At 71.1% G+C, this 24,784-nt stretch carries 27 protein-coding genes; 8 read left to right on the top strand and 19 right to left on the bottom strand.

What is annotated here, in order from left to right:
• Positions 1–41: 41 nt before the first annotated feature.
• A complete protein-coding gene (locus F6W97_RS10060) occupies positions 42–677 on the bottom strand; it encodes a mycothiol-dependent nitroreductase Rv2466c family protein (RefSeq protein WP_155369929.1) in 636 nt (211 codons plus the stop codon).
• Positions 678–853: 176 nt separating this feature from the next.
• On the opposite strand from F6W97_RS10060, the gene pepN reads away from it, so the two are divergent.
• Complete coding sequence (pepN, locus tag F6W97_RS10055; protein WP_155369928.1) at positions 854–3,409, top strand: aminopeptidase N; 2,556 nt, start codon at positions 854–856, stop codon at positions 3,407–3,409.
• Positions 3,410–3,464: 55 nt separating this feature from the next.
• Here pepN and F6W97_RS10050 read toward each other — a convergent pair whose 3' ends face one another.
• From F6W97_RS10050 to F6W97_RS09985, 14 genes are all read right to left on the bottom strand, one after another.
• The gene (locus tag F6W97_RS10050) at positions 3,465–3,866 is read right to left on the bottom strand and encodes a DUF5130 family protein (protein WP_155369927.1); all 402 of its coding nucleotides are present in this window, start codon (positions 3,864–3,866) and stop codon (positions 3,465–3,467) included.
• Positions 3,853–4,140 carry an aa3-type cytochrome oxidase subunit CtaJ gene (ctaJ, locus tag F6W97_RS10045; protein ID WP_230686540.1) on the bottom strand — a complete coding sequence of 96 codons (288 nt, stop codon included), beginning with the start codon at positions 4,138–4,140 and terminating at the stop codon, positions 3,853–3,855. Before ctaJ ends, F6W97_RS10050 begins: the two co-directional genes overlap by 14 nt.
• Positions 4,141–4,229: 89 nt before the next feature.
• Complete coding sequence (locus F6W97_RS10040) at positions 4,230–4,970, bottom strand: alpha/beta hydrolase (RefSeq protein WP_155369926.1); 741 nt, start codon at positions 4,968–4,970, stop codon at positions 4,230–4,232.
• A 37-nt stretch (positions 4,971–5,007) separates the two neighbouring features.
• Positions 5,008–6,015 (bottom strand): amidohydrolase family protein, encoded by a 1,008-nt coding sequence (locus F6W97_RS10035; RefSeq protein ID WP_196279057.1) that lies wholly within the window; start codon positions 6,013–6,015, stop codon positions 5,008–5,010.
• On the bottom strand, positions 6,012–6,533 hold the full coding sequence (locus F6W97_RS10030; protein ID WP_155369924.1) for a 3-hydroxyanthranilate 3,4-dioxygenase: 522 nt from the start codon (positions 6,531–6,533) through the stop codon (positions 6,012–6,014). The genes F6W97_RS10035 and F6W97_RS10030 overlap by 4 nt, the downstream gene beginning before the upstream one ends.
• The gene (locus F6W97_RS10025) at positions 6,530–6,955 is read right to left on the bottom strand and encodes a RidA family protein (RefSeq protein ID WP_155369923.1); all 426 of its coding nucleotides are present in this window, start codon (positions 6,953–6,955) and stop codon (positions 6,530–6,532) included. Before F6W97_RS10025 ends, F6W97_RS10030 begins: the two co-directional genes overlap by 4 nt.
• 136 nt (positions 6,956–7,091) lie before the next feature.
• Positions 7,092–7,805: a 2-keto-4-pentenoate hydratase gene (locus F6W97_RS10020; RefSeq protein WP_155369978.1), complete on the bottom strand. Its 714-nt coding sequence runs from the start codon at positions 7,803–7,805 to the stop codon at positions 7,092–7,094.
• 11 nt (positions 7,806–7,816) lie between these two features.
• Positions 7,817–8,851, bottom strand: a complete 1,035-nt coding sequence (gene dmpG / locus F6W97_RS10015) for a 4-hydroxy-2-oxovalerate aldolase (protein WP_155369922.1) — start codon at positions 8,849–8,851, stop codon at positions 7,817–7,819.
• Positions 8,848–9,777 carry an acetaldehyde dehydrogenase (acetylating) gene (locus tag F6W97_RS10010; RefSeq protein ID WP_155369921.1) on the bottom strand — a complete coding sequence of 310 codons (930 nt, stop codon included), beginning with the start codon at positions 9,775–9,777 and terminating at the stop codon, positions 8,848–8,850. The genes dmpG and F6W97_RS10010 overlap by 4 nt, the downstream gene beginning before the upstream one ends.
• 145 nt (positions 9,778–9,922) lie before the next feature.
• Positions 9,923–10,726, bottom strand: coding sequence for a 2-keto-4-pentenoate hydratase (locus tag F6W97_RS10005; protein WP_155369920.1), 804 nt, complete (start codon positions 10,724–10,726; stop codon positions 9,923–9,925).
• A 29-nt stretch (positions 10,727–10,755) separates the two neighbouring features.
• Complete coding sequence (locus F6W97_RS10000; protein WP_230686539.1) at positions 10,756–12,258, bottom strand: 2-hydroxymuconic semialdehyde dehydrogenase; 1,503 nt, start codon at positions 12,256–12,258, stop codon at positions 10,756–10,758.
• Positions 12,255–13,589 carry an FAD-dependent oxidoreductase gene (locus F6W97_RS09995; protein WP_155369919.1) on the bottom strand — a complete coding sequence of 445 codons (1,335 nt, stop codon included), beginning with the start codon at positions 13,587–13,589 and terminating at the stop codon, positions 12,255–12,257. The genes F6W97_RS10000 and F6W97_RS09995 overlap by 4 nt, the downstream gene beginning before the upstream one ends.
• Positions 13,586–14,872 carry a kynureninase gene (gene kynU / locus F6W97_RS09990; protein WP_155369918.1) on the bottom strand — a complete coding sequence of 429 codons (1,287 nt, stop codon included), beginning with the start codon at positions 14,870–14,872 and terminating at the stop codon, positions 13,586–13,588. Before kynU ends, F6W97_RS09995 begins: the two co-directional genes overlap by 4 nt.
• Positions 14,873–14,963: 91 nt before the next feature.
• On the bottom strand, positions 14,964–15,854 hold the full coding sequence (locus tag F6W97_RS09985; protein WP_155369917.1) for a tryptophan 2,3-dioxygenase: 891 nt from the start codon (positions 15,852–15,854) through the stop codon (positions 14,964–14,966).
• Between the two features lie 142 nt (positions 15,855–15,996).
• Between F6W97_RS09985 and F6W97_RS09980 the strand changes: the two genes are divergently transcribed.
• The 3 genes from F6W97_RS09980 (at position 15,997) to F6W97_RS09970 (ending at position 17,790) form a co-directional block, all read left to right on the top strand.
• Entirely contained in the window at positions 15,997–16,440 is a 444-nt protein-coding gene (locus F6W97_RS09980) for an Lrp/AsnC family transcriptional regulator (RefSeq protein ID WP_155369916.1), read from the top strand.
• Between the two features lie 233 nt (positions 16,441–16,673).
• Complete coding sequence (locus F6W97_RS09975) at positions 16,674–17,168, top strand: hypothetical protein (protein WP_155369915.1); 495 nt, start codon at positions 16,674–16,676, stop codon at positions 17,166–17,168.
• A 4-nt stretch (positions 17,169–17,172) separates the two neighbouring features.
• The gene (locus F6W97_RS09970) at positions 17,173–17,790 is read left to right on the top strand and encodes a class F sortase (RefSeq protein WP_155369914.1); all 618 of its coding nucleotides are present in this window, start codon (positions 17,173–17,175) and stop codon (positions 17,788–17,790) included.
• 3 nt (positions 17,791–17,793) lie between these two features.
• On the opposite strand, the gene F6W97_RS09965 is transcribed toward F6W97_RS09970, so the two are convergent.
• Positions 17,794–18,312 carry an HNH endonuclease gene (locus tag F6W97_RS09965; protein ID WP_155369913.1) on the bottom strand — a complete coding sequence of 173 codons (519 nt, stop codon included), beginning with the start codon at positions 18,310–18,312 and terminating at the stop codon, positions 17,794–17,796.
• A 198-nt stretch (positions 18,313–18,510) separates the two neighbouring features.
• On the opposite strand from F6W97_RS09965, the gene F6W97_RS09960 reads away from it, so the two are divergent.
• The 4 genes from F6W97_RS09960 to F6W97_RS09945 all read left to right on the top strand — a co-directional run bounded on the left by F6W97_RS09960 (position 18,511) and on the right by F6W97_RS09945 (position 22,828).
• On the top strand, positions 18,511–19,521 hold the full coding sequence (locus tag F6W97_RS09960) for a mechanosensitive ion channel family protein (protein ID WP_155369912.1): 1,011 nt from the start codon (positions 18,511–18,513) through the stop codon (positions 19,519–19,521).
• Between the two features lie 159 nt (positions 19,522–19,680).
• Positions 19,681–21,006 carry an MFS transporter gene (locus tag F6W97_RS09955; RefSeq protein WP_230686538.1) on the top strand — a complete coding sequence of 442 codons (1,326 nt, stop codon included), beginning with the start codon at positions 19,681–19,683 and terminating at the stop codon, positions 21,004–21,006.
• A 10-nt stretch (positions 21,007–21,016) separates the two neighbouring features.
• Complete coding sequence (locus F6W97_RS09950) at positions 21,017–21,430, top strand: globin (RefSeq protein WP_330164961.1); 414 nt, start codon at positions 21,017–21,019, stop codon at positions 21,428–21,430.
• Positions 21,431–21,547: 117 nt separating this feature from the next.
• Positions 21,548–22,828 carry a WD40 repeat domain-containing protein gene (locus tag F6W97_RS09945; protein WP_155369910.1) on the top strand — a complete coding sequence of 427 codons (1,281 nt, stop codon included), beginning with the start codon at positions 21,548–21,550 and terminating at the stop codon, positions 22,826–22,828.
• A 135-nt stretch (positions 22,829–22,963) separates the two neighbouring features.
• On the opposite strand, the gene F6W97_RS09940 is transcribed toward F6W97_RS09945, so the two are convergent.
• From F6W97_RS09940 to F6W97_RS09930, 3 genes are all read right to left on the bottom strand, one after another.
• On the bottom strand, positions 22,964–23,431 hold the full coding sequence (locus tag F6W97_RS09940; protein WP_230686537.1) for a type III secretion system chaperone family protein: 468 nt from the start codon (positions 23,429–23,431) through the stop codon (positions 22,964–22,966).
• A gap of 273 nt (positions 23,432–23,704) precedes the next feature.
• Positions 23,705–24,334 (bottom strand): hypothetical protein, encoded by a 630-nt coding sequence (locus tag F6W97_RS09935; protein ID WP_155369908.1) that lies wholly within the window; start codon positions 24,332–24,334, stop codon positions 23,705–23,707.
• On the bottom strand, positions 24,319–24,720 hold the full coding sequence (locus F6W97_RS09930; RefSeq protein WP_155369907.1) for an acyl-CoA thioesterase: 402 nt from the start codon (positions 24,718–24,720) through the stop codon (positions 24,319–24,321). Before F6W97_RS09930 ends, F6W97_RS09935 begins: the two co-directional genes overlap by 16 nt.
• Positions 24,721–24,784 lie beyond the last annotated feature (64 nt).

Raw genomic sequence — 24,784 nt, 5'->3', positions numbered from 1 at the left:
GGAAAAGGTCGCCCCTGCGCGGTAGGCCGGTCGGCCGGACCTCAGTCGAAGATCGGACCGAGCTCGCGGCTGCGCTTGAGCTCGTAGAAGCCGGGGATCCCGGCCACCAGCAGCACGCCGTCCCAGAGCCGTCCCGCGGCCTCGCCCTTGGGGGCGGGCGTCACGACGGGGCCGAAGAACGCGATGCGCTCGCCGTCCGGGCCGTCCGTGTGGATCACGGGGGTGCCCACGTCGGTGCCGACCGGCTTCATGCCCGCGTTGTGACTCTCCACGAGCAGGTCGTCGTGCACGGTCTCGTCCGCGGCCGCGGCCAGCGCGGGGTCTAGCCCGGCGTCGGTGAGGGCGGCGGCGTACAGCTCCGGGCCCAGCTCCTGCTTGCCCAGGTGGATGCGGGTGCCCAGGGCGGTGTAGAGGTCGCGCAGCACGTGGTCGCCGTACTTGCGGGCGGCCGCGATGCACACCCGCACCGGACCCCAGCCGCGCTCCATCAGCCGCTGGTACTGCTCCGGCACGTCGCGGCCCTGGTTGAGCACGGACAGGCTCATCACGTGGAAGTCCACCCGCACCGGGCGGACCTGCTCGACCTCCAGCAGCCAGCGTGAGGTCATCCACGCCCAGGGGCAGATCGGGTCGAACCACATGCCGACCGAGGAGGGGGTTTCACCAACAGGGGTCATGTGGTGAATCATGACGCGGCGGTTTCACTCCGGCGCGTGACCTTAGCCACGCCCCTAAGACACAATGTGAAACAGTTACTTCGCGCCCTCACCCGGGACGTGATGAAAGACTGCTCTGGGCAGCGACACTGCCCTCCATGCTGCTCACGACCGCAGCCGACAGGAGTTAACACGCCGTGACCGGTACGCGCAATCTCTCCCAGGCCGAGGCCGCCGACAGGGCTCGGTTGCTGGACGTCAACTCGTACGACATCTCGCTGGACCTCACCGACGGGGCCGGCAACCCCGGCGACGGCACGTTCCGCAGCGTGACGACGGTGAAGTTCACCGCCGCGCAGCCGGGTGCGGGCACCTTCATCGAGGTCGCCGCGAGCAAGATCGCTCGGGCCGAGCTGAACGGCGTCGCGCTGGACACCAGCGCCTGGACGGCCGAGACCGGCCTGGTGCTGCCGGAGCTGGCCGGGCAGAACACGCTCGTGGTCGAGGCGGACTACCCGTTCTCGCAGCAGGGTCAGGGCCTGCACCGCGCGGTCGACCCGGCGGACAAGGAGGTCTACCTCTACAGCCAGTTCGAGACCGCGGACGCGCAGAAGGTCTTCGCGTGCTTCGACCAGCCCGACCTGAAGTCGGTCTACACCTGGCACGCCGTGGTTCCCAAGCACTGGAAGGTCGTCTCCAACGCGCCCGTCGCGTCGGTCACCACCGAGGGCTTCGGCAAGACCGTCCACTTCGAGCAGTCGGCGCGCATGTCGACGTACGTCACCGCGCTGTGCGCCGGGCCGTACCACGAGGTGCGGACCACGCACGACGGCATCGACCTGGGCGTGTACTGCCGCGCCTCGATGGCCGAGTACCTGGAGCCCGACGAGCTGTTCGAGATCACCAAGCAGGGCTTCGACTTCTTCCAGGCGCAGTTCGGCGTGCGCTACCCGCTGCCCAAGTACGACCAGCTGTGGGTGCCCGAGTTCAACGCGGGCGCGATGGAGAACTTCGGCTGCGTCACCCACGCCGACGCGTCCTACATCTTCCGCAGCGAGGTCACCGACTTCGAGCGCGAGCAGCGGGCCAACACGATCCTGCACGAGCTGGCCCACATGTGGTTCGGTGACCTGGTCACCATGCGCTGGTGGGACGACCTGTGGCTGAACGAGTCGTTCGCCGAGTGGGCGTCGCACTGGTGCAACGCCGAGGCGACCCGCTTCTCCGACGCCTGGACCACGTTCCTGTCACTGCGCAAGAACTGGGGCTACGGCCAGGACCAGCTCTCCAGCACGCACCCGGTCTACTGCGACATGCCCGACGTGGACGCGGTCGAGGTCAACTTCGACGGCATCACGTACGCCAAGGGCGCCAGCGTGATCAAGCAGCTCGTGGCGTACGTCGGCATCGACGCGTTCGTCACCGGCCTGCGCTCCTACTTCAAGCAGCACGCCTGGGGCAACGCCACCTTCGGCGACCTGCTCTCGGCGCTGGAGGCGGCCTCCGGCCGCGAGCTTCGCGAGTTCGCCGCGGCCTGGCTGGAGACCGCCCAGGTCAACACGCTGCGCCCGGTCGTGGAGATCGCCAAGGACGGCACGTACCGGCAGGTCACCGTGCTGCAGACCGCGCCGGAGAGCCACCCGACGCTGCGCCCGCACCACCTCGCCGTCGGCCTGTACGACCTCGTGGACGGCGCACTGGTGCGCCGCGAGCGGATCGAGACCGACGTCGCCGGCGCGGAGACGGTGCTCGCGGAGCTGGCGGGCCGCAAGGCCGCGGACGTGCTGCTGCTCAACGACGACGACCTCACCTACACCAAGCTGCGCCTGGACGAGCGCTCGCTGGCGACGGTGGTCGGCAACCTGAGCGGGTTCGACTCGTCGCTGGCGCGGGCGCTGTGCTGGGCCGCCGCATGGGACATGGTCCGCGACGCGGAGATGGCCGCCCGCGACTACGTGGCCCTGGTCACCAACGCCCTGCCGGGCGAGCGCGACATCAACCTGGTCACCGCCACGCTGCGCCAGGTCCAGCTCGTGCTCACCCAGTACGCCGACCCGGCCTGGGCGCCGACGGGCTGGGCGAAGCTGGCCGACACCGCCAAGGCCGCGCTGGCCGTCGCCGAGCCCGGCAGCGGCTTCCAGCTCGCCTGGACGCGGGCCTTCATCAGCGCGGCCCGCGGCAGCAACGACCTGGCCACGCTGCAGGGCTGGCTCACCGGCACCGGGGTGCCCGACGGCATCACCATCGCCGGCGAGCTGCGCTGGCAGCTGGTGCAGTGCCTGGTCGCCAACGGCGGCGTCGACCCGTCGATCATCCAGGCCGAGCACGACGCCGACCGGACCGCCTCCGGCGACATGGGCGCCGCGCTCGCGTACGCGCTGATCCCGACGCCTGCGAACAAGGCCGCGGTGTGGGCCGAGCTGACCGGCCCGACGGCGCTGCCGAACTGGCGCAACCGGGCGCTGATCCAGGGCTTCCAGCACTCGGCTCAGGCGGAGCTGACCGCGCCGTACACGCCGCGGTTCTTCGCCGAGGTGGCGGGCGTGTGGGCGGCCCGGGACAGCGAACCGGCCCAGGAGTTCGTGGTGCTCGCCTACCCGGTGCTCGACGTGTCCCCGCAGACCGTGTCCGCGGCGGAGGCGTGGCTGGCCGAGGAGGGCCACCCCGGCCCGCTGCGCCGGCTCATGGCCGAGGGCAACGACCGGGTGCTGCGTGCCATGAAGGCCCGCGCCAAGGACGCCGCGGCCTCCTGAGCGGAAGCGAAAGGGGCCGGACGCATCGCGTCCGGCCCCTTTTCCGTGCCTGCCGTCAGGACTTGCCGGCCAGACCGGTGAGCTGGGCGAGGCCGCTGACCAGGCCGCCGGCCAGGTCGCCGCCGCCGAACGAGGCCGCCATGGACAGCGCGGCCAGCTTGCAGTCGCGGTCCGACAGACGCTTGCGGGCCTGCGACCCGGTGACGATCTCCAGCTGGCGCTGGCCCGGCGCGACGGCGATGAGCACCGACTCCGCCGGGTGTGCCAGGCGGGCGTGCAGCAGCTCGGCCCCCTCGCGCACCGGCTCGTCGACCTCGCCGACGTACACGCTGAAGGTCAGGCCGGTGTTCTCGTCGGCCTTGCGCAGCGCGTCGTCGAGCCGCAGCAGCTGACGGGTCGTGAACGGCCCGTCGAGCACCGCCGTGCTGGACACGGCGTAGTGGTCACCAGCGGTCACTTGCGCCCCCTGTCACGTCCACGACCGGCGTGATGTCGCCGGCCGCGGTCAGCTCCGCGCGAGCGGCCGCGTCCAGCGCCGCGTGCTGCGCCTCCGGTCCGTCCGATTCGGGCCGGGCGAGGAACCACACCGGCGCGAACTCGTACGGCCGGCCGGGCCGGTACCGCTTGGCGTTGCGGCCGCCGGCCGCATAGACCAGTGCAAAGATGATCGCGATCACCGCGAGCGGGATGCCTGCGTAGATCAGCAGATCGGGTAGATCTGGCGTGGACACCGTGGAAGCCCCCCGGCTCGGTTCGAATGAACGTCTCAACGCTAGCGGAGCGGACGCGGCCACCTGCTCAGGGGTGGTCGCGTGCCGTCTCAGTCACCCAGCCGCGACAGCTCGGCGAGCACCGTCGGCCAGGCCGCCGACAGCGGGTCGATGACCCCGAAATGGGCCGCGCCGGGCACCGCGACGAGCCTGCTGCCGGGCTGCCCGGCGGCGTACGACTCGGCCACGGCGATCGGCACGATCGCGTCCGACACCCCGTGGACCAGCACCGTCGGGTCCGCGGGTGCGGGCAGCCGGGCCGGATCGAGATCCTCGCGGGTCGATGCGTCCGCGCCCAGGAAATCGACGACCGCGCCGCCGTCGAGTTCCAGCCGCTGGGCCAGTCGCAGGTCTGCCACCGGCGCCAGGGCCAGCGTACCGGCCTGCTGCGGCGCCGGGGCGGCGATCGCCGCCCACAGCACCAGGTGACCGCCCGCCGAATGCCCGACGGTGATCACCCTCCCGTCGTGTCCGCCCAGCTCACCAGGTATGACGGCGAGCGCGTCGGCGACGTCGCGGACTGTCGCGTCCGGATCGCCGGGCTCGCGGCGGTACTCGACGGACACCACCGTCCAGCCCGCGTCGCGGATCGCGGCGGCCATCGGGCGGGTGTGGGCACGGTCATACTCCGGCCGCCAGAAACCGCCGTGCACGATCACGACCAGCGGCCGGGCGGCGGCCCGCGCGTCGCCGCACCAGGCGTCGGCGACGTGTTCGGGCCGCGGACCGTAGCGCAGGGCGAGATCCGGGGCGACCGCCTCGCGGGTGAGCACGGAACGGTCCTCGCTCACGCCTCCTCCTCGCTGCGGCCGCCGCCGGCGCGTTCGCTCATGCGGCCCTCCCCAGGAAGGCCAGCGCGTTGCCGCCGAGCAGCTTGGCGCGCTGGGCGTCGGTGAGGAAGTCGGACTTGCGCACCACCGCCCCGACCGGGCGCTCGCCCAGCGGGTACGGGTAGTCGCTGCCCAGCAGCACCCGGTCCTCCCCCATCGTGTCCACCAGCAGCCGCAACGCGGCCGGGTCGAACACCACGGTGTCGACGGAGAAGCGGTGCGTGTAGTGGCTGGGCGGCAGCGCGGACTGCCCGCGTACCACGTCGCCGCGCCGGTGCCAGGCGTTGTCGGCCCGGCCCAGCCAGAACGGGAAGCTGCCGCCGCCGTGCGCGAAGCACAGCCGCAGCGTCTCCGGGACCTGGTCGAACACCCCGCCGAGGATCATCGACAGCACCGACAGGTGGGTCTCGGCGGGCATGCCGGTGAGCCAGCGGGCCATCCACCGGTCCAGGCGCGGCCCGGTCGGCATGTCCCAGGGGTGCACGAACACCGGCACCCCGACCTGCGCGCAGTGCTGCAGGAACTGCACGATGCCCGCGTCGTCGAGGTCGCGGTCGCCGACGTGGTTGCCGATCTCGACGCCGACGTGCCCGTTGGCCAGGCTGCGGTCCAGTTCGGCGCAGGCGAGGTCCGGGTCCTGCAGCGGCACCTGGCAGAACGGCACCAGCCGGTCGCCGCCCGCGGCGCAGACCTCCAGGGCCAGGTCGTTGAAGATGCGGGCCACCTTCATCGCCTGGTCGGCGGGGCGCTCATAGGAGAAGAACACCGGCGTCGGGGACACGACCTGGACGTCCACGCCGTCGTCGGCCATGTCGGACAGCCGGGTCGGCGCGTCCCAGCACTGCGCGCCGATCGGGCGGAACTCGGTCTCCCCGATCATGATCATGGCGGCGCGTTCGGAGTCGACCCGCAGCCAGGGCCAGTCGTCGCCGCCGCACGCCGACGACAGCTCCGGCCAGCCCTGCGGCACGACGTGGGTGTGCACGTCGACGACGGGGGCCATCAGCCCTTGCCCGGGTGCAGCGTGCCGCACTTGGCGCAGGTGCGGGCCTGCTCGCTGTCGTAGAACGCGGTGAAGACCGGGGGCAGGTCGGCGACGATGTCGCGCACCTGCAGCTCCACCTCGTGCACGACGTTCGCGCAGTTCGGGCAGTACCAGCGGAACTTCTCCAGCGTGCCCTCCTCGCGGACCCGCTCCATGACCAGGCCGATCGAGCCGGCCTCGCGCTGCGGCGAGTGCGGGGTGAGCCGGGGCAGCATCCACATGTGCCCCTCGGGCACCGTGATGGTCCGCGGGCCGTCCGGCGTCATCAGGTTGATCCGCAGGGTGCCCTTGATCTGGTAGAAGAACTCCTCGTACGGGTCCACGTGGAAGTCGGTGCGCTGGTTCGGGCCGCCGACCACCATCACGATGAAGTCGTCGCCGGTGGGGAACATCTGCTTGTTGCCGACCGGCGGCTTGAGCAGGTGCTGGTTCTCGTCGATCCAGCCGGGGAAGCTCACCGGCTCGGAAATCTCCGTCACTTCGGTCCTCCTTCGGGCAGCAGTGCGACAGCCTGGATCTCGATCAGCAGGTGCGGGTGCGGGAGCTGGTGCACCGCGACCGTGGTGCGGGTGGGCCCGGTGGCGTCGAAGTACTCGCCGTACACCTCGTTGTACCCACCGAAGTCGTTCATGTTGACCAGATACGTGGTGACCTGGACGAGGTCGGACAGGTCGGCGCCGACCGAGCGCAGGATGTCGCCGATGTTCTCGATCACCGCCCGGGTCTGCTCGCGGATGTCGAGGCTGGTCGTGCCCATCGCGTCGACCTGCGCCCCGGCGATCGTGTTGTCCGGCCGCCGACTGGACGTGCCACTGACGAACACGAACCCGCCCGCGACCTTGACGTGCGGAAACCGCCCCCGCGGCGTCGCCTTGCCCGCGACCGTCTTCGCCCCGGTCATGCCCTCTCCTCGCCGCGTCCGGCTCGGCCGGTCTGCAGTTTCGGGGAAACTGCGGGAATCGACGGCTCGATTCCGTCACTTTCCCCGAAACTGCACCAGCCTCCGCCGCCCGTGGCGGTGCGACCCGGGCGGGGGGTCATCGTGACACCTTCAGGGAGGCGGTGCCGATGGTCTCGACGACGGCGCGGACGTGGGCGCCGGGGGTGAGCGGGACGGCGGCGGTGGCCGCGCCGGCGAGGAAGACCCAGCCGGGCTCCAGGGCGAGGCCGTGGCGGGCGGTCAGGGCGCGGCCCTCGGTCAGGGCGCGGCGCGGGTCGCCGAGGATCGCCGCGGTCGAGCCCGCCTGGACCACCTTGCCGTCGACCTCCAGCAGCACGCCGAGGTTGTCCACCCCGGCCGGCATCGGCTGCCACGCGCCGATCACGAAGGCCGCGCCGGAGGTGTTGTCGGCGACCACGTCGGGGTGGGTGAACTGGAAGTCCGCGTACCGGGAGTCGATGATCTCCAGCGCCGGGGCGACCGCGGCGATGCCGTTCTCGCCCAGCAGGAACGCGATCTCCGGCTCGACCCGCGGGTGGATGAACCCGTCCAGGCTCAGCTCCCCGCCGTCGGGCACGGCCATCGCGTCGGTGAGCCGTCCCCAGATCACCTCGTGCACGCCGACCTGCGCCATCTTGGCCCGGCTGGTCAGCCCCATCTTGACGCCGACCAGGCGCTGGCCCCGGTCGAGACGGCGCGCGATGAGCGCCTCCTGGACCGCGTACGCCCCGTCGACGTCCAGCTCGTGGCTCAATGTGAGCTGCGGGATCGCGGTGGCGTCGACCGCCGCGTCGTCCAGCAGCACGGCCATCTCGGAGATGCTCACTTGGTTCCCTCCGCCGCCTGGACCAGGTCCAGGGCCACGTCCACGATCATGTCCTCCTGGCCGCCGACCATGCGGCGGCGGCCCAGCTCGACCAGGATCGAGCGCACGTCCACGCCGTACTTCGCCGAGGCGCGCTCGGCGTGGCGCAGGAAGCTGGAGTAGACGCCCGCGTAGCCGAGCGACAGCGTCTCCCGGTCGACCTGCACCGGCCGGTCCTGCAGCGGCCGCACGATGTCGTCGGCCGCGTCCATCAGCGCGAACACGTCGCAGCCGTGCTGCCAGCCCATCAGCTCCGCGGTGGCCACGAACACCTCCAGCGGCGCGTTGCCCGCGCCCGCGCCCATGCCCGCCAGGCTCGCGTCGACACGCACCGGCACGCCGGGGCGGTCGCCGTGCTCGACGGCGATCACGCTGTTGGCGACGCCGAGCGACAGGTTGTGGTGGGCGTGGATGCCGACCTGCGTGGTCTCGTCCAGCACCTGCCGGTAGGCGTCGACCCGCTCGGCGACGTCACGCATCAGCAGCCGGCCGCCGGAGTCGGTGACGTATACGCAGTGCGCGCCGTACGACTCCATGAGTTTGGCCTGCTCGGCCAGGCCCGCCGGGTCGTTCATGTGCGACATCATCAGGAAGCCGGCCACGTCCATGCCGTTGTCCCGCGCCCAGCCGATGTGCTGGGCGGAGATGTCGGCCTCGGTGCAGTGCGTGGCGATGCGCACGCTGGTCACCCCGAGGTCGCGGGCGGCCTTCAGGTCGGCGATGGTGCCGATGCCGGGCAGCAGCAGCGTGGTCAGCTTCGACCGGGTCATCACCTCGGCCGCCGCGGCGATCCACTCGGCGTCGGTGGCCGCGCCGTGGCCGTAGTTGACGCTCGACCCGGCCAGGCCGTCGCCGTGCGCCACCTCGATCGCGGCCACGCCCGCCGCGTCCAGCGCCGCGGCGATCTGCCGCACCTGGTCGACGGTGTACCGGTGCCCGATGGCGTGCATGCCGTCGCGCAGGGTCACGTCCTGTACGTAGATCTCCGTCATGCCGCCAACTCCATGCTCACGCCGCGCCGCTTCTCGACCAGGCGCTCCGCGGTGCGCAGCGCGGCCGAGGTCATGATGTCCAGGTTCCCGGCGTACTCCGGCAGGTAGTGCCCCGCCCCGGAGACCTCCAGGAACACCGACACCTGCAGCGCGGGTCCGGCCAGCATCGGCACGGTGACCTCGTCGAACTGCACCTTCTGCTTGAGCCGGTAGCCGGGCACGTAACCCTGCACCTGCTTGACCATGTCCTCGATCGACGCCTCGATCGCGGCCCGGTCGGCCCCGGCGTCCGCGCACAGGCAGTACACGGTGTCGCGCATGAGCAGCGGCGGCTCGGCCGGGTTCAGCACGATGATCGCCTTGCCGCGCGCCGCGCCGCCGACGACCTCGATGGCCCGCGCCGTGGTCTCGGTGAACTCGTCGATGTTGGCCCGGGTGCCGGGGCCCGCCGAGCGCGACGCGATGGACGCGACGATCTCGCCGTACGCCACCGGCGTCACCGCGTCGACCGCCGCGACGATCGGCACCGTCGCCTGGCCGCCGCAGGTCACCATGTTGACGTTGGACTGGTCCAGGTGCTCGTCCAGGTTGACCGTGGGCACGACGTACGGCCCGATCGCCGCCGGGGTCAGATCGATCACGATCTTGCCGTGCTTACGCAGCACCTCGTCGTTGCGCCGATGCGCCCCGGCCGACGTGGCGTCGAACACCACGTCCACCTCGGCGAACTCCGGCATCGCCACCAGCCCGTCCACACCGGCGGCGGTGGTCGCCACGCCAAGCCGCGCGGCCCGCGCCAGCCCGTCCGACTCCGGGTCGATCCCCACCATCGCCACCATGCGCAGCGACTCGCTCAGCCGCAACACCTTGATCATCAGATCGGTCCCGATGTTCCCCGACCCGATCACCGCCACTCCGGCCTTCACCGCACCCACCGCTTTTCTTGGTTGATCATGAACTTATGGCACGGGTCGGCGGCGTAACGTGACCACAACTTCATGATCAACTGATCTGCCGCGCCGGGCCGAGCCGGGTCTGCCGCCCGGAGGCGGGTTGCGGGAGCCACGCGCCTCACCCGGCCAGGCCGGAGAAGCGGGTGCGGACCGAGCCGAGGCCGGAGATGCGAGCCTCATAAACAGCGCCCGGTGTCACCGGGACCATCGGCCCCAGGGCGCCGGACAGGATCACGTCACCGGCGCGCAGCGGGGTGCCCGCGGCGGCCATGGTCTGGGCCAGCCAGGCGACGGCGTGCAGGGGGTTGCCCAGGCAGGCCGCGCCCGCGCCGACGGACACCGGCTCACCCTCGTGCTCCAGCACCATGCCGCACAGGCGCAGGTCCACGTCGGGCAGCGCGACCGGCCGGTTGCCCAGCACGAACATGGCGCTGGAGGCGTTGTCGGCCACCGTGTCCACGATGGAGATGTCCCAGTTCGCGATGCGCGAGCCGACGATCTCGATCGCGGGCAGCAGGTGGTCGGTCGCGCGGACCACGTCGGCCACCGTGACCTGCTCGTACGGCAGGTCCCGGCCGAGCACGAAGGCGACCTCCGCCTCGACCTTGGGCTGCAGGATCCGGGTCACGTCGACCTCGGCCCCGTCGAAGGCGGCCATGTCGGCGAACAGCACCCCGAAGTCGGGCTGGTCGACGCCGAGCTGCCGCTGCACCGCCGGGTTGGTCAGGCCGATCTTCGCCCCGACGATGCGCCGTCCGGCCGCGACGGCCTGCTCGGTCATGGCCCGCTGCACCGCGTACGCCGAAGCCACGTCCCCGGCCGGCAGCAGCCGCTCGCGCAGCGGGGCGCACGGCGTACGGGTCTCCTGCGCCTCGCGCAGCAGCCGCACCGCCTCGCCGAGGGTCTCCTTGCCGATACTCATGCTCACCTCTCGGGTCGTGGCGATGTCGCTCACGACAGGTCCACGCATACGTTGGTCAGTTCCGAGTAGAAGGCCAGCGAGTGCACGCCGCCCTCGCGGCCCACCCCCGAGGCCTTCACCCCGCCGAACGGGGTGCGCAGGTCGCGCAGGAACCAGGTGTTCACCCAGACCAGCCCGGCGTCCAGGCGCGACCCGGCCCGGTGCGCCCGGCCCACGTCCCGCGTCCACACCGTGCTCGCCAGGCCGTACACGCTGTCGTTGGCCAGCGCGTACGCCTCGTCCTCGTCGTCGAACGGCAGGAGGCTGCACACCGGCCCGAAGATCTCCTCGCGGTTGACCCGCGCGTCCTGGGCCAGCCCGGTCAGCACGGTCGGCTGCACGTACGCGCCGCCGTCCCGCGCGTCGCCGAAGCTGGGCACCCCGCCGCCGGCCAGCACCGTCGCGCCCTCGGCGCGGGCCAGGTCGTAGTAGCCGAGCACCTTGTCCCGGTGCTGCCGCGAGATCAGCGGCATGTTCACCGTCGCCTCCTCGTGCGGCCAGCCGAAGGCCAGCTCGGCTGCCTGCTTGGCGAGCCGGTCGGCGAACTCGTCGAAGACCGAGCGGTGCACGTACAGGCGCTCGGTGCACAGGCACACCTGGCCGCCGTTGGTGAAGCTGGACCGCACCGAGCCGGCCACCGCCGCGTCCAGGTCGGCATCCGGGAAGACCAGCCCGGCGTTCTTGCCGCCCAGCTCGAACGAGACCGCTTTCACGCCATCGGCCGCGGCGCGCATGATCGCGCTGCCGGTGGCCGACTCGCCGGTGAACGTGATCGCGTCCACGCCCGGGTGCCTGGTCAGGAACTCGCCGGCCGAGTCCGGGCCGAAGCCGTGGACCAGGTTGAAGACGCCCTCGGGCACACCTGCGGCGGCCATCACCTCGGCCAGCAGCGTGGCCGACGACGGGGTCTCCTCCGACGGCTTCACAATGACAGCGTTTCCGCAGGCCAGAGCCGGGGCGAGTTTCCAGGTGAGCAGCAGCAGCGGCAGGTTCCAGGGCACGATGACCGCGACCACGCCGACGGGCTTGCGTACCGCATAGTTCAGGGCGCGGCCCCCGGCCGCCGTCGTGGTCATGAACGATTCGGTGGGGGTCGTCGCCACGATGTCGGCGAAGGCCCGGAAGTTGGCCGCGCCGCGCGGGATGTCGAGGGTACGCGCCTGCGAGATGCTCTTGCCGGTGTCCGCGACCTCGGCCGTGACCAGGTCGTCGAAGCGCCGTTCCAGCTCGTCGGCGACCCGGCGCAGCACTGCCGCGCGCTCGCCCTCGCTCATCCGCCCCCACGGCCCGTGCAGGGCCCTGCGGGCGGCGGTGACGGCCGCGTCCACGGTGGACGCGTCCGCCTCGGCGACGTCGAAGACCTTCTCGCCGGTCACCGGCGACACCTTCGCGAACGTCTTGCCCGTCGCGACGAACTCCCCGCCGACGAAGTTGCGCAGCAGACCCGGCTCACCCGCCGGGCGGCCGGTCATCAGGATCGGATCCCAGTTCATCGGCCCGTGCCCTTCCGGAAGGCGAACGCGGCCAGCGCCCCCACGGCCAGCGCCGCCGCACCCGCCGCCGCGGCGAGCAGCCGCTGCTGGCGGCGCACCCGCTGCTGGACCTTGGCATATGGCGTGGTCGAGAACGACACCAGCTCGTAGCGGGAGACGTACCGGCCGGGCAGCGCCCGCTCCAGCGCGTGCTCCACCTTCTTCTGCGCCTGGAACACCGGGGAGGCGACCTTGTCGCGCATCTCCACGAAGTTCTCCAGCGCCATCTGCGCGATCGCCTCGGTGTTCTCCCGGCGGCGCGCCTCGAACTCGGGCAGCGCCCGGTCCCAGTCGTCGCCGGTCTCGTCCAGGATGCGATCCAGCTCGACGACGTCCTCGAAGGCGCAGTTCGCGCCCTGGCCGTAGAACGGCACGATGGCGTGCGCGGCGTCGCCGAGCAGACCCACCCGGCCGTAGGCGTGCCACGGGCTGCACCGGACCGTGCCCAGCACACCCACCGGGTTGTACAGGTAGTCGTCGACCAGGTTCGGGGCCAGCGCGATCACGTCCGGGTACACCCGCGCGAAGTGCTGCTCGATCGCGGCCGGGCTGCTCAGCGACGCGAACGCGTCGGTGCCGCCGGTCGGCCAGAACAGGGTGCAGGTGAAGGAGCGGTCCGGGTTAGGCAGCGCGATCATCATCGACGCGCCGCGCGGCCAGATGTGCAGCGCACCCGGGTCCATCGCGAACTCGCCGTCGCGGGCCGGGATGGTCAGCTCCTTGTAGCCGTGCTCCAGGAAGTCCAGGCTCTCGGTCAGGCCGGTGTGGGCCAGGAGCTGCCCGCGTACCGCCGAGCTGAAGCCGTCGGCGCCGATGACCACGTCGGCCTGCGCCTCGACCGCGCCCTGCGGGGTGTCGAAGCGCATCTCGCCGGTCTTCGGGTCCAGCCCGACCAGGCGGTGGTCGAAGAACGCCGTCACGTTCGGCAGTGCGGTCGCCGCCTCCAGCAGGGCGTTGTTCAGCGCGCCGCGGCTGATCGAGTTGATCGCCCGCTCGCCGTCGCTGCTGTAGGGCTGGAAGCCCGGCTCGCCCTCGACCGGGTGGATCATCCGGCCGCGCATCGGCAGCGCGTCGGCCATCACCGAGCGGTCCAGGTCGATGCGGCGCAGCGCGTCCAGGCCGCGCTCGGACAGCGCCAGGTTGATCGAACGCCCGCGCTCGACCTTGCCGGTACGCGGGTCCGGGCGGCGCTCGTACATCGTCACCGGGTAGCCCCGGCGCGCCAGGTAGCAGGCCAGCAGACTGCCCGCCAGCCCCGCGCCGACGACGGCGACCTTCTTCTCGTGCGTCATGCCTTCTCCTCGCCGTGCGGGAAGATCGCGGCGAGCGCCTGGGCGACCCGCCAGCAGTCGTGATAGGTCGAGTACAGCGGCACCGGCGCGAAGCGCACGATGTCGGGCTGGCGCGCGTCGGCGATCACGCCGTGCTCGTGGCGCAGCCGCCGGGCCAGCTCGTTCGCGCCCAGCTCGGTGGTCCGCACGGACAGCTGACAGCCGCGCCGCTGCGGGTCGCGCGGCGTCACCTGGGCCAGCGGCCGTCCCGGCAGCACCTCGTCGAGCAGGCTCTCCAGGTATGCGGTCAGCCGCATGCTGCGCTCGCGCAGCGTGTCCATGCCGACCTTGTCGAACAGGTCGAGCGACGTGCGCACCGGGCCCATCGCGAAGATCGGCGGGTTGGAGATCTGCCACGCCTCGACCGTGGCCGGCGGGCGGGAGGTCGGCGTCATCTCGAACCGCGTCGACGCCTCGGTGCTCCACCAGCCCTCGAAGCGGGGCAGCTCGGGGTCGCCGAGGTGACGCTCGTGCACGAAGACGCCGCCCAGCGCGCCGGGGCCGGAGTTCAGGTACTTGTACGAGCACCAGGCCGCGAAGTCGACGTCCCACTCGTGCAGCCGCAGCGGCACGTTGCCCGCCGCGTGCGCGAGGTCCCAGCCGACGACCGCGCCCGCGGCCCGGCCCGCCTCCGTGATCGCCGGGATGTCCATCAGCTCACCGGTGAGGAAGTTGACCCCGCCGAGCATGACCAGGGCGACCGTGTCGCCCTCGTCGCGCAGGAACGCCAGCACGTCCTCGGTGCGCAGGGTGTCCTCGCCGGTGCGCGGGCGCAGGCGTACCACGGTGGTGTCGGGGTCCAGGCCGTGGAAGCGGGCCTGGCTGCGCACCGCGTAGCTGTCGGACGGGAACGCCGCGTCCTCGATCACGATGCGGGTGCGCGCGCCCGCCGGACGGTAGAAGGACACCATCAGCAGGTGCAGGTTGACCGTCAGCGAGTTCATCACCACGGCCTCCGCGGGCAGCGCCCCGACCAGGCGGGCAGCCTGCTCGGTCAGCAGCTCGTGGTACGGCAGCCACGGCCGGGCCGCCTCCAGATGCCCCTCCACCCCGAGCTGCGCCCAGGCGTCGAGGTCGGCCAGCAGCTCGTCCCGGGTGGCCCGGGGCGGCAACCCGAGCGAATTCCCCGCCATGTAGGCGGTCTGCTCGTACACCCCGCCCTCCGCCGGTGGAACCCGGAACAGGTCTCGATGGCCGGGATCGGCCTGGTCCCGAAGCCGGGCGTCTTCTTCAGTGAACGTCATGCTGCTCTCGCTGTGTCTCGTCAGATGTCCTGATCATGAGGTTATGGCACCGACACGCCGTCGACCCGTGCCATAAGTTCATGATCAGCGCTTACATGGCGGTGCGGGCGGTCCAGAGTTCCGGGAAGACGGTGCGGGACATGCTGCGCTGGAGCCAGGCGTAGCCGTTGGAGCCGCCGCTGCCGACCTTCGCGCCCATGGTGCGCGCCACGGCCTTGAGGTGCTTGTAGCGCCAGTCGTCGAAGCGCTCGGCGACGTCGGTCAGCGCCTCGCCGAGCAGGCGCAGGTGGTTGTCCGGGCTCTCGTCACCGTAGATCCGCACCCAGGCCGCCTCGACGGCCGGGTGGGCCTCGTGTTCGGTCGCGAAGTCGCGGGTCAGCAGGTCAGCAGGGATGTCGAAGCCCTGGCGGGACAGCAGCGCGATCACGTCGTCCCACACGCTCGTGCCGTGCAGGGTCGCCAGCAGGTCGTGGTACACCTCGTCCTGGCGCTGGAACGGGCGGACCAGCGACGCCGTCTTCAGGCCGAGCAGGAACTCCAGATGCCGGTACATCGCCGACTGGAAGCCCGAACCCTCGCCGAGCAGGTTGCGGAACCGGTTGAAGTCGGCCGGGGTCATCCAGTGCAGCGTGTGCCAGGCCGCGTTGAGCCCGTCCAGGTGCAGCGCGGTGCGGCGCAGCGGGGCGAGCGCGCCGTACACGTCGTCCTCGGCCAGCAGCCGCTGGGTCTCCCGCAGCTCGAAGCGCACCAGGCCGAAGTACAGCTCCATCACCTGACTGATCATGAGGAAGGACATCTCGCCCGGGTCCTTGCTCAGCGTCTGCTGCAGCGTGTGCAGGGTGCTCGCGTGCACGTAGGCGTCATACGGCGTGCGCTGGGCGAACTCCAGGGTCGGCTCACCGCCGTTGGCCTCGGCGCGCTCGGCGCGTTCCTGCGCGGTCGCCGGGCGTACGGCGTCGGTCGTCGTCGATGGAGCGGTCACGCGTTCCTCCAGGTGCTCTGGTCAACGTCATGATGTCTCCGTTGGGGGCCGAGATGGAATGCCGAATCAACGGCGCTCGGGGCGATCGGCTTAACGTTCATACTGGGGTAGGGGCGTTTCGTTTACGAAGGGAAAGCGCGTCGTGGACGACATGGATTGGGCGCTGCTGCGCGAGCTGCAGGACGATGCTCGGCTGTCCTTCAGCGAGCTGTCCCGGCGGGTGCACCTGTCCCCGCCGGCGGTCGCCGAACGGGTACGGCGGCTGGAGGAATCCGGCGTGATCGTCGGCTACCGGGCACACGTGGACCTGACCGCGGCCGGGCGGCCGGTCGTCGCGCTGATCCAGATGTCCTGCTACGGCGCGGGCTGCGTGCTGCGCGACCCGGCGGTGCCCGAGTGGCCGGAGATCCTGGAGATCCACCGCATCACCGGCGACGCCTGCAGCGTCCTCAAGGTCGCCGCGACCTCGATGGACGCCTTCGAAGCCCTCATCGACCGGCTGGCCCCCCACGGCCGCCCCTCCAGCACCCTCATCCTCTCCACCCCCCTCGCCTGGCGCCCCCTGACCCCACCCCCCACCCCCTGACCCCACCCTCTTTCCTGGCGCAACTCTTAAATAGACGCGGCATCGGGAGGCCCCAGAGCCCGCAAGTCTTTAAGAGTTGCGTAGGGAGGTGGCGCGGGGCCGAGGGCAGGCGATGGTGGAGTCGTCCGTTTCGGGCTCTTTTTCATGTTTCCAAGGGTGGTGGGTGGGGCCAAGGTGAGAGGATTTGCGGTAGCCCGGGGTGATCGGGTGCTGATGAGTGATTTGGGGGAAACATGCGGTCTGCTCTCCGGGTGGCGGCCGGTGCCGCGGCGCTGGTCGTGGCGGCGCTCACCGCCCCGGCGCCCGCGCACGCCGAGGGTGTCTTCGTCGAGGTCAACCCGAGCACCATCCAGGCCGGTTTCCAGGTGGCGATCCGAGCCAGCTGCGGCGACGCGCTCAACAACGCGAAGGTGCACTCCGAGGCGTTCGGCACGGTCACCGTGGAGCCGGTCAACGTGTACCTGATCGCGGCCGCGACGGTGCCCGAGCACAAGAAGGCCGGCGGCTACAACGTGAAGCTGACCTGCCCGAGCCGGCAGACCGCCACCACCACGCTGTGGGTGGTCAACCACGACAGCCCGCAGCACGGCCCGAACACGGGCGGCGGCGGGCTGGCCGGGGACAACGGCGCGACGCTGATCGGCGCGGGCGCCACGGCGATGGGTCTGGGCCTGGGCGTGCTGCTGCTGTCCCGGCGGCGCGGGCGCAGCCCGCTGACCCCCGCCTGACGCCGTGCTGCGCCGGCTGCGCGGCCCGCTGGCCGTGGCACTGCTCCTGGTCGGGATGTTCAGTGTCGGCATCGGCCTGGGCAAGGCCAACGGCTTCTCGTTCGCGGAGCTGTTCCGGGGGCCCGGCAAGGCTCCGCCGGGCGAGTTCCCCGTGCTGGGCCCGAGCCGCCCGCTGCGGATCCAGATTCCCACCATCAAGGTCAAGGCGTACATCCACGGGGTCGGCCTGGACGAGCGCGGCGCGATCGACACCCCGTCGCTGCTGCTGCGCAACGAGGCGGGCTGGTTCGACGACGGGCCCTCCCCCGGCCAGTACGGGCCGGCGATCATCGTGGGGCACGTGGACACCAAGGATCAGCCTGGTGTGTTCCACCGCCTGAACGAGCTGAAGCCGGGCGCGAAGATCGAGATCACCCGCCGGGACAACAAGGTCACCGTGTTCGAGGTCAACACGGTCGAACGGTTCAGCAAGCAGAAGCTGCCCGTCGACCGGATCTACCACGACTACACCCGGCCCGGCCTGCGGCTGATCACCTGCGGGGGCCGCTGGGTGGGCGGCGAGCTGGGCTACGCCGACAACATCGTGGTGTTCGCGAGCCTGGTCAGCGCGCACAAGGCCTGAGCCTCAGGCGGTCTCCAGCCACTGCGCCCAGCGCGGGTCCGGGGTGCGGTGGCCGAGCACCCGCCAGATCGCGCCGTGCGGCACGGTGGGCTTCATGGGAAGACGCCAGCCGAGGTCGGCCAGCGTCTTGTCGCCCTTGTGGTGGTTGCAGCGGGCGCAGGCGGCGACCACGTTGTCCCAGGCGTGCTGCCCGCCCTTGGAGCGCGGGTGCACGTGGTCGATGGTCTCGGCCGGGCCCTGGCAGTACACGCAGCGCCCGCCGTCGCGGGCGAATATCGCGCGCCGGGACAGGCCGACCTGGGTGCGATACGGCACCCGCACGTAGCGGGTGAGCTTGGCCACCAGAGGGACGGGCACCCGGGCACGGGAGCTGTGCAGCACGCCGTCCCCGTCGGCGACACAGATGGCCTTGCCTGAGAGAATGAGTATTGCGGCCCGGCGCACGGACACGACACACAGCGGTTCATAGGTCGCGTTGAGGAGCAACGCGGCGGAGGCGGCTGTGGGTCGTATGTCAGGCATCGGTCTCACCCTCCGGCGGCCAGTCACGTCATCGCGTCATTGTGACCATCGTCCCCGATTGATCTGGTGAATGCACCTACAATTTGCGGCGGTCTCATGAATTCTCAGCCGCGTTATGCCCTGCTCATTGGCATATGCGAGGAAAGTCCCCCCAGGCCGCCCGCACCGTCGACCGACCGATGAGGTAGCTAGTTAGCCATGCCGTTGAGCCTTCTCGCCCCCGACCCCGCGACACCCTGCACCGAAAGCGACGTCATCTGCCAGTGGCTGTACAAGGCCACCGACTCGGCATGGCTGGCCGACGGCGGCTATTACCTGCTCCTCAAGCCGATCCGCATCATCGTCATCATTCTGGTCGCGATGATCGCCCGCGCGCTGCTGAACCACACGATCAACAAGATCGTGGCACGTACCGCGCAGGGCAAGGTGCCGACGATGCTGCGGCCGATCCGGGAGAAGGTGCCGGTCTCGGTGCTGAACACGGGGGCGATGTTCCCCGAGCGCCGGCGCCAGCGCGCGGAGGCCATCGGCTCGGTGCTCAAGAGCATGGTCACCGTGGGCGTGTTCTCGGTCGCCTTCCTGATCGTGCTCAGCGAGTTCGATATCAACGTCGGGCCGCTGATCGCCAGCCTCGGCATCGTCGGCGTGGCCCTGGGCTTCGGCGCGCAGTCGCTGGTCAAGGATCTGATCGCGGGCCTGTTCATGCTGCTGGAGGACCAGTACGGGGTGGGCGACGTGATCGACACCGGCGAGGCGGTCGGCGTGGTCGAGTCGGTCGGCCTGCGCACCGTCACCATCCGCGACGGCCGCGGCGTGATCTGGTACGTGCGCAACGGTGAGATCATCCGCATCGGCAACAAGAGCCAGGGCTGGGCCACCGTCATGATCGACGTGCCGATCGGCTTCGTCGGCGTGGAGGAGGCCACCGCGGTGCTGCGCCAGTCCGTCGACGCCTTCGCCAACGATCCCGAGTGGTCCGCCGACTTCGTCGAGCCGCCGCAGGTGCTGGGTGTGGAGAACATCAGCGTGGACGGCGCGGTGATCCGCACCGTCTGCAAGACCTCCGCCGACCGGCAGTGGGATCTGCAGCGGGAGATGCGCCGCCGGCTCACCGAGGCCCTGGAGGCGTCGGGCATCGCGGCGCAGATGCAGGCGGCCCGCGCGATGCGGACGTCGGTCCCGGCCGAGGAGCCGCCGTCGGCTCCCTGACCGGACACCGTGGCATCAGCCGTAGAGGCTAGCGCTTTATCCACCGATCGGGCAGAATCAACCGACGACATCCCTTCTGGGACGGTCATTCGGCGTGACTCTGCGACAGGATGGCGGTCCTCGACACTCATGTCGTGATCGATGGAGGACCATCCGGTGGTGCACCACCCCGCTCGCACCAACACACCCCCGCCGAACGAACCGCCCGGCTCGCAACCCGAGCACCGCGCGACCTTCGGTGAGGTGCTCGCCATCCGCGAGTACCGGGGCATGCTCGGTGCGAGCGTGCTGTCCTGGATCGGCGACTACCTGGCCAAGGCCGCGGTCACCACGCTGGTCTACGAGCAGACGCAGTCCGCCGGCATGGCCGCGGCCACCTTCGCGATCAGCTTCGCGCCGTGGGTGCTGCTGGGGCCCATGCTGTCCGCGGTCGCCGAGCGGTATCCGTACCGCACGGTCATGATCGTCAGTGATCTGGCCCGCATGGTGCTCATCGCGCTGGTCGCGGTGCCCGACCTGCCGATCCCGGTCCTGATCGGCCTGCTCTTCCTCACCGCTCTCGGCAACCCGCCCTACGAGTCCGCCCGCTCCGCGCTGTACCCGTCCATCCTCACCGGCGACCGCCTGGTGGTCGGCATCTCGCTGAACATCAGTGCGGGCCAGGCCGCACAGATCGGCGGCTACCTGGCCGGCGGCGTGCTGGCCGCGATGAACCCGCGCGCCTCGCTGCTGCTCGACGCCGGCACGTTCGCCGTGTCCGCGCTGATCCTCACCTTCGTCGTGCGGCACCGCCCGGCCGTGAGCGATCCGAAGGCACGGCGCAACCTGGTCCGGGAGACCGCCGACGGCTTCCGGGTGGTCTTCGGGATGCCCGCGCTGCGTGCCATCGCCCTGCTCGTCTTCAGCGTGACCCTGTTCGCGATCGTGCCCGAGGGGCTGGCCGCCGTCTGGGCGCACCACCTGGCACCGGGCGAGGACTCCGAGCGCGGCTTCGCACAGGGGATGATCATGCTCGCCAACCCGGCCGGTTACGTGCTGGGTGGCATCGTGGTCGGCCGGTTCATCGCACCGCACCTGCGCCGTTCGATGATCCGCCCGCTGGCCCTGCTCACTCCGATCATGCTGGTGCCGGCGCTGCTCAACCCGTCCCTGACCGCGGTGTGCCTGATGGCCGCGGCCTGCGGCTTCTGCGTGGCGGGCATGCTGCCCACCATCAACGGGCTCTTCGTGCAGGCGCTGCCCAACGTCTACCGGGCGCGCGCGTTCGGCGTCATGCAGGGCGGGGTGCAGGTGATGCAGGGCGGCGCGGTGCTGATCACCGGGGTGCTGGCCAACCACTGGCCGCTGCACCAGGTCATCGGCCTGTGGAGCGTGGCCGGCGTGGTGCTGGTGCTGGTGGCGCTCAGCGCCTGGCCCCCGCAGGAGCGCTTCACGGCCGCCATCGAGCGCGCCCGGCGGCTCAATGAGGCCCCCGTCGCCGGGTAGCCTAGGGCTGGTGAGTGACCAGCCCGCCCCCGCGTCGACCGCCCTGCCGACCCCGAACTACTTCGAGCTGCTCGGCGGTGAGGACGCCTTCCGTCTGCTCGTGGACGAGTTCTACGCCGGGGTCGCCACCGACCCGGTGATGCGCCCGATGTACCCGGAGGAGGACCTCGGCCCGGCCAACGAGCGGCTGCGCCTCTTCCTCATCCAGTACTGGGGCGGCCCGACCACGTACTCGCAGGAGCGGGGGCACCCGCGGCTGCGCATGCGCCACGCCCCCTTCGTCATCGGCGCCGTCGAGCGCGACGCCTGGCTGCGCCACATGCGCCACGCCGTCGACGTCCTCGAACTCACCCCCGAGCTGGACAAGATGCTCTGGGACTACCTGGAGCGGGCTGCGTTCTTCATGGTGAACGCCGAACACTGAGCGGCTCGGCAGTGACCTTGGGCACCCTTCTCGACTGACCTGCCGAGAGGGGTGCCCTCCTTTCGGTCGCCTCGTTAACCAGGGCGAGATTGCCCGGATTTGCGAGGAGACGTCCTGATGCGCCATCGCGTGGTATCGCTGGCCGCCCTGGCCGCGGTGGCCCTGCCCACCGCCGTGTGGGCCGCACAACCCGAGACCCCGGCCGAGAACCTGAAGCCGCGCGCGGTGCGCACCGTGGACGAGGATCCCGCCGACTGGACGCCGCACATCCTCGACGGCGAGGTGCACGCGCTGGCCGTGGTCGGCCAGACCGTCGTGGTCGGCGGCGACTTCACCAGGGTGAGCGACAACCTCGGCACGCAGGAGTACGAGCGCGAGCACCTGTTCGCCTTCGACCTGCGCACCGGGGACGTGCTCGACTTCGCCCCCGACGTGGACGGCATGGTCTACTCGCTGACCCCCGGCCCGGACAACTCGGTGTTCGTCGGCGGCTCGTTCCTGGAGGTCGACGACGAGGACCAGCGCGGGCTCGCCCGGCTGGACCTGGCCACCGGCGAGCAGGTGGAAGGCTTCGACGCCGAGATCAACTGGGGTGACATCCGCGGGCTGGCCGTCTCCGGGCGGTGGCTCTACCTCGGCGGCTCGTTCACCGCGGTCAACGACGTGCCGCGGCGCGGCCTGGCCCGGCTCGACCCGCTCACCGGCGCGGTGGACCCGCTGTTCGACGCGCGGCTGGACGCCCCGGAGATCGGCCGGGTGAAGGTCGAGGACATCGCGCTCTCGCCGGCCGGCGACCGGCTGCTGGCGATCGGCGCGTTCACCCGGGTCGGCTCGGCCCGCCGGGTGCAGGCCGCGATGTTCGACCTGACGGCCAACCCGTCCAAGGCCGCCAACTGGTCGACCGACGCGTACGTGCCGCTGTGCCGGGAGGGCTTCGACACCTACATGCGCGCGGCCGACTTCTCCCCCGACGGCGAGTACTTCGTCATCGTCACCACCGGGCGGCTCAGCGGCTTCGAGATCAACTGCGACACGGCGGCCCGGTTCGAGACCTACGCCACCGGCAAGGTCCGCCCCACCTGGGTCAACCACACCGGCGGCGACTCGCTGTACGCCGTGGAGATCGTCGGCGGAGCCGTCTACGTCGGCGGGCACCAGCGCTGGCTGAACAACCCGTACGGCATGGAGTCGGCCGGGCCGGGGGCGGTGGAGCGTCCCGGCGTGGCCGCGATCAACCCGGTCACCGGGATGGCCCTGCCCTGGAACCCGACCCGCTCCCGCGGCGTGGGTGTGCGCGCGTTCGCCACCACCCCGGAGGGCCTGCTGGTGGGCTCGGACACCGACGAGCTGGGCCGGGAGTACCACGGCCGGATCGGCCTGTTCCCGCGCACCGAATGAGGCCGTGACCCGGCCCACCCGGCAACGGGGCGGCCGGAGCGCGGCTCTGACGAGATCAGCCGCCTGCCCGGGTGTACGAGACCCGGACAGGCGGCTGTCGCCGTCAGAGGGCCCTGCGGCGGTGGAACGGCGTCCTCAGAGCAGCAGGCCGCCGTCGCTGTGCATCCAGTCCACGAAGGTGGTGGAGACCGAGGCGGCGCAGTCGAGCAGCTCCATCAGCAGCGCGTCGTGCACGCCGGAGCGCAGGGGCACCTGCCATTCGGCGTAGATCGGCAGCTGGCCGCGCTCGGTGGGGTCGCCCACATACGCCTTGGCGAAGCGGCGGGTGTGGTTCCACTCGTTGACCGCGCGGTACGCGAGGTCGGCCAGCTCCGGCGGCACGGTGGCGTGCGGGCGGGCCCGGATCACGAGGATCTCGTCGTCGGGGCCCTCGACCGCGAACAGCAGGGCGTGCCGCTCCCAGAGCGCCAGCAGGCTCTCCTCGCCGTCGGAGAGGTAGCGGATGTCGAGCAGGTCCAGGGTGGCGGCGATGCGGCGCAGGGTGACCTGCGGTGTCTCGGCCGGCGCCAGGGTCGTCGGAGCCGGCGGCAGACTGTCCATCATGGACAGATCGTCCGGCACCTCGAACAGACTCCGTTGCTGCGGGACCGTGCGCGGTCGCGCCGTCCCCGCCGTCGACTGCCCCACCCGCAAGCGTTGCCACGAAAACCACGCCATGCCCATGCTCCTGTCCGACCGTAGCCTGAAGCCGACAGATCAATGCTGAGGGAGATTGCTTGCCTACCCTCAGTTCCATCCCCGGCGAGGAGGCTACCCGGACAGCCGTCTTTCGTCATCCCCTTACCGAAGGTCCCAGGCTGAACAGCCGATGCGCGATCAGCCGATCGGCCGAGTAGCAATCGGTCGCACGGACAACACGGGTGTCCGGAACCAGGCGGTGCCAAAGGATCCGGCGAGTCCGGTCCACGTCCCCGCGGTGACGACGGTCACCTCCGCCGTGCCGAGGAAGCCCATCCGCACCAACCCCTGCACGAGCCGCTGCGGCACCGCGAACGCTACACCGTCCACATCGGACGTGCCGCTCACCACGACGTGGTCCAGGAGCGCGTCGCGCAGCACCCGCTGCCCGACGACCCGGCCCTTCACGCCGGTCGTCTCGACGTCGCGCAGCGCCTGGGCCGCGGCCGCGGCCGCCCCGCCGACCACCGCCGCGGGCAGCCGCTCGACGGCGCGGGCGGTCGCCGGGGGCAGCGCACCGCGCCACCGGTCGTCCAGCACCGGCGGCTCGGCAACGCCTTCCAGCAGCGCCGACGCCGCGGCCACGCGGTCGCGGTCGACGTGGCCGGCGACGGTGCGGGTAACGAGCACTCCCCATGGCAGCGAGGCCCACAGCGCCACCCGGCCCGGCCCGGCCGGGCACAGCCGCACCAGCGTCGCCGGGTCCAGCCGCAGCAGCCGGCGCAGGAACACCGCCGCGTCGGCGCGGTCGCTCAGGTCGACAGCCATGGCTTCAGGAAACTCTGCTCGGCCTCGCTCATCCGGCGCGGCCGCTGCTTGTCCAGGTCATACGGCACCAGCACGGACTTCGCCCGGCTGGCCAGCAGGTCACCGTCGAACAGCTCGTAGCAGACGGTGAACCGGGACGGCTTGAGGTCGGTGATCCACAGTTCGATGCGCACCGGGTCGCCGTAGTCGACGGGCCGCAGGTAGTCCACCTCGTGCCGGGACACCACGATGCCCTCCTCGAAGGAGGTGACCCCGGCCTCCCGCGCGCCGACGAACATCATCGCGACCCGGGCCTCCTCGTACAGGGTGAGGAAACGCGCGTTGTTGACGTGCCCGTACGCATCAAGATCGGACCACCGCAGCGCGCAGTGGTAGGTGAATCTCATGGTTCTCCCACTCCCCATGATTTCGGCCTGCCGACCGCACAGGCGGTCGGCAGGCCGTGGATCT

Origin of the sequence: Catellatospora vulcania (assembly GCF_009720385.1) — a bacterium.
Lineage (GTDB): Bacteria > Actinomycetota > Actinomycetes > Mycobacteriales > Micromonosporaceae > Catellatospora > Catellatospora vulcania.
The sequence above is the reverse complement of the archived record's forward strand: the minus strand, read 5'-3'. Positions and strand labels throughout refer to the sequence as shown.

Coding starts and splice junctions, on each gene's coding strand:
- F6W97_RS10060 (WP_155369929.1), bottom strand. CDS start 677: ATGACCCCTGTTGGTGAAACCCCCTCCTCGGTCGGCATGTGGTTCGAC.
- F6W97_RS10025 (WP_155369923.1), bottom strand. CDS start 6,955: ATGACCGGGGCGAAGACGGTCGCGGGCAAGGCGACGCCGCGGGGGCGG.
- F6W97_RS10020 (WP_155369978.1), bottom strand. CDS start 7,805: ATGGCCGTGCTGCTGGACGACGCGGCGGTCGACGCCACCGCGATCCCG.
- dmpG (WP_155369922.1), bottom strand. CDS start 8,851: ATGACGGAGATCTACGTACAGGACGTGACCCTGCGCGACGGCATGCAC.
- F6W97_RS10005 (WP_155369920.1), bottom strand. CDS start 10,726: ATGAGTATCGGCAAGGAGACCCTCGGCGAGGCGGTGCGGCTGCTGCGC.
- F6W97_RS10000 (WP_230686539.1), bottom strand. CDS start 12,258: ATGAACTGGGATCCGATCCTGATGACCGGCCGCCCGGCGGGTGAGCCG.
- F6W97_RS09995 (WP_155369919.1), bottom strand. CDS start 13,589: ATGACGCACGAGAAGAAGGTCGCCGTCGTCGGCGCGGGGCTGGCGGGC.
- kynU (WP_155369918.1), bottom strand. CDS start 14,872: ATGACGTTCACTGAAGAAGACGCCCGGCTTCGGGACCAGGCCGATCCC.
- F6W97_RS09975 (WP_155369915.1), top strand. CDS start 16,674: ATGCGGTCTGCTCTCCGGGTGGCGGCCGGTGCCGCGGCGCTGGTCGTG.
- F6W97_RS09965 (WP_155369913.1), bottom strand. CDS start 18,312: ATGCCTGACATACGACCCACAGCCGCCTCCGCCGCGTTGCTCCTCAAC.
- F6W97_RS09960 (WP_155369912.1), top strand. CDS start 18,511: ATGCCGTTGAGCCTTCTCGCCCCCGACCCCGCGACACCCTGCACCGAA.
- F6W97_RS09945 (WP_155369910.1), top strand. CDS start 21,548: ATGCGCCATCGCGTGGTATCGCTGGCCGCCCTGGCCGCGGTGGCCCTG.
- F6W97_RS09940 (WP_230686537.1), bottom strand. CDS start 23,431: ATGATGGACAGTCTGCCGCCGGCTCCGACGACCCTGGCGCCGGCCGAG.
- F6W97_RS09935 (WP_155369908.1), bottom strand. CDS start 24,334: ATGGCTGTCGACCTGAGCGACCGCGCCGACGCGGCGGTGTTCCTGCGC.
- F6W97_RS09930 (WP_155369907.1), bottom strand. CDS start 24,720: ATGAGATTCACCTACCACTGCGCGCTGCGGTGGTCCGATCTTGATGCG.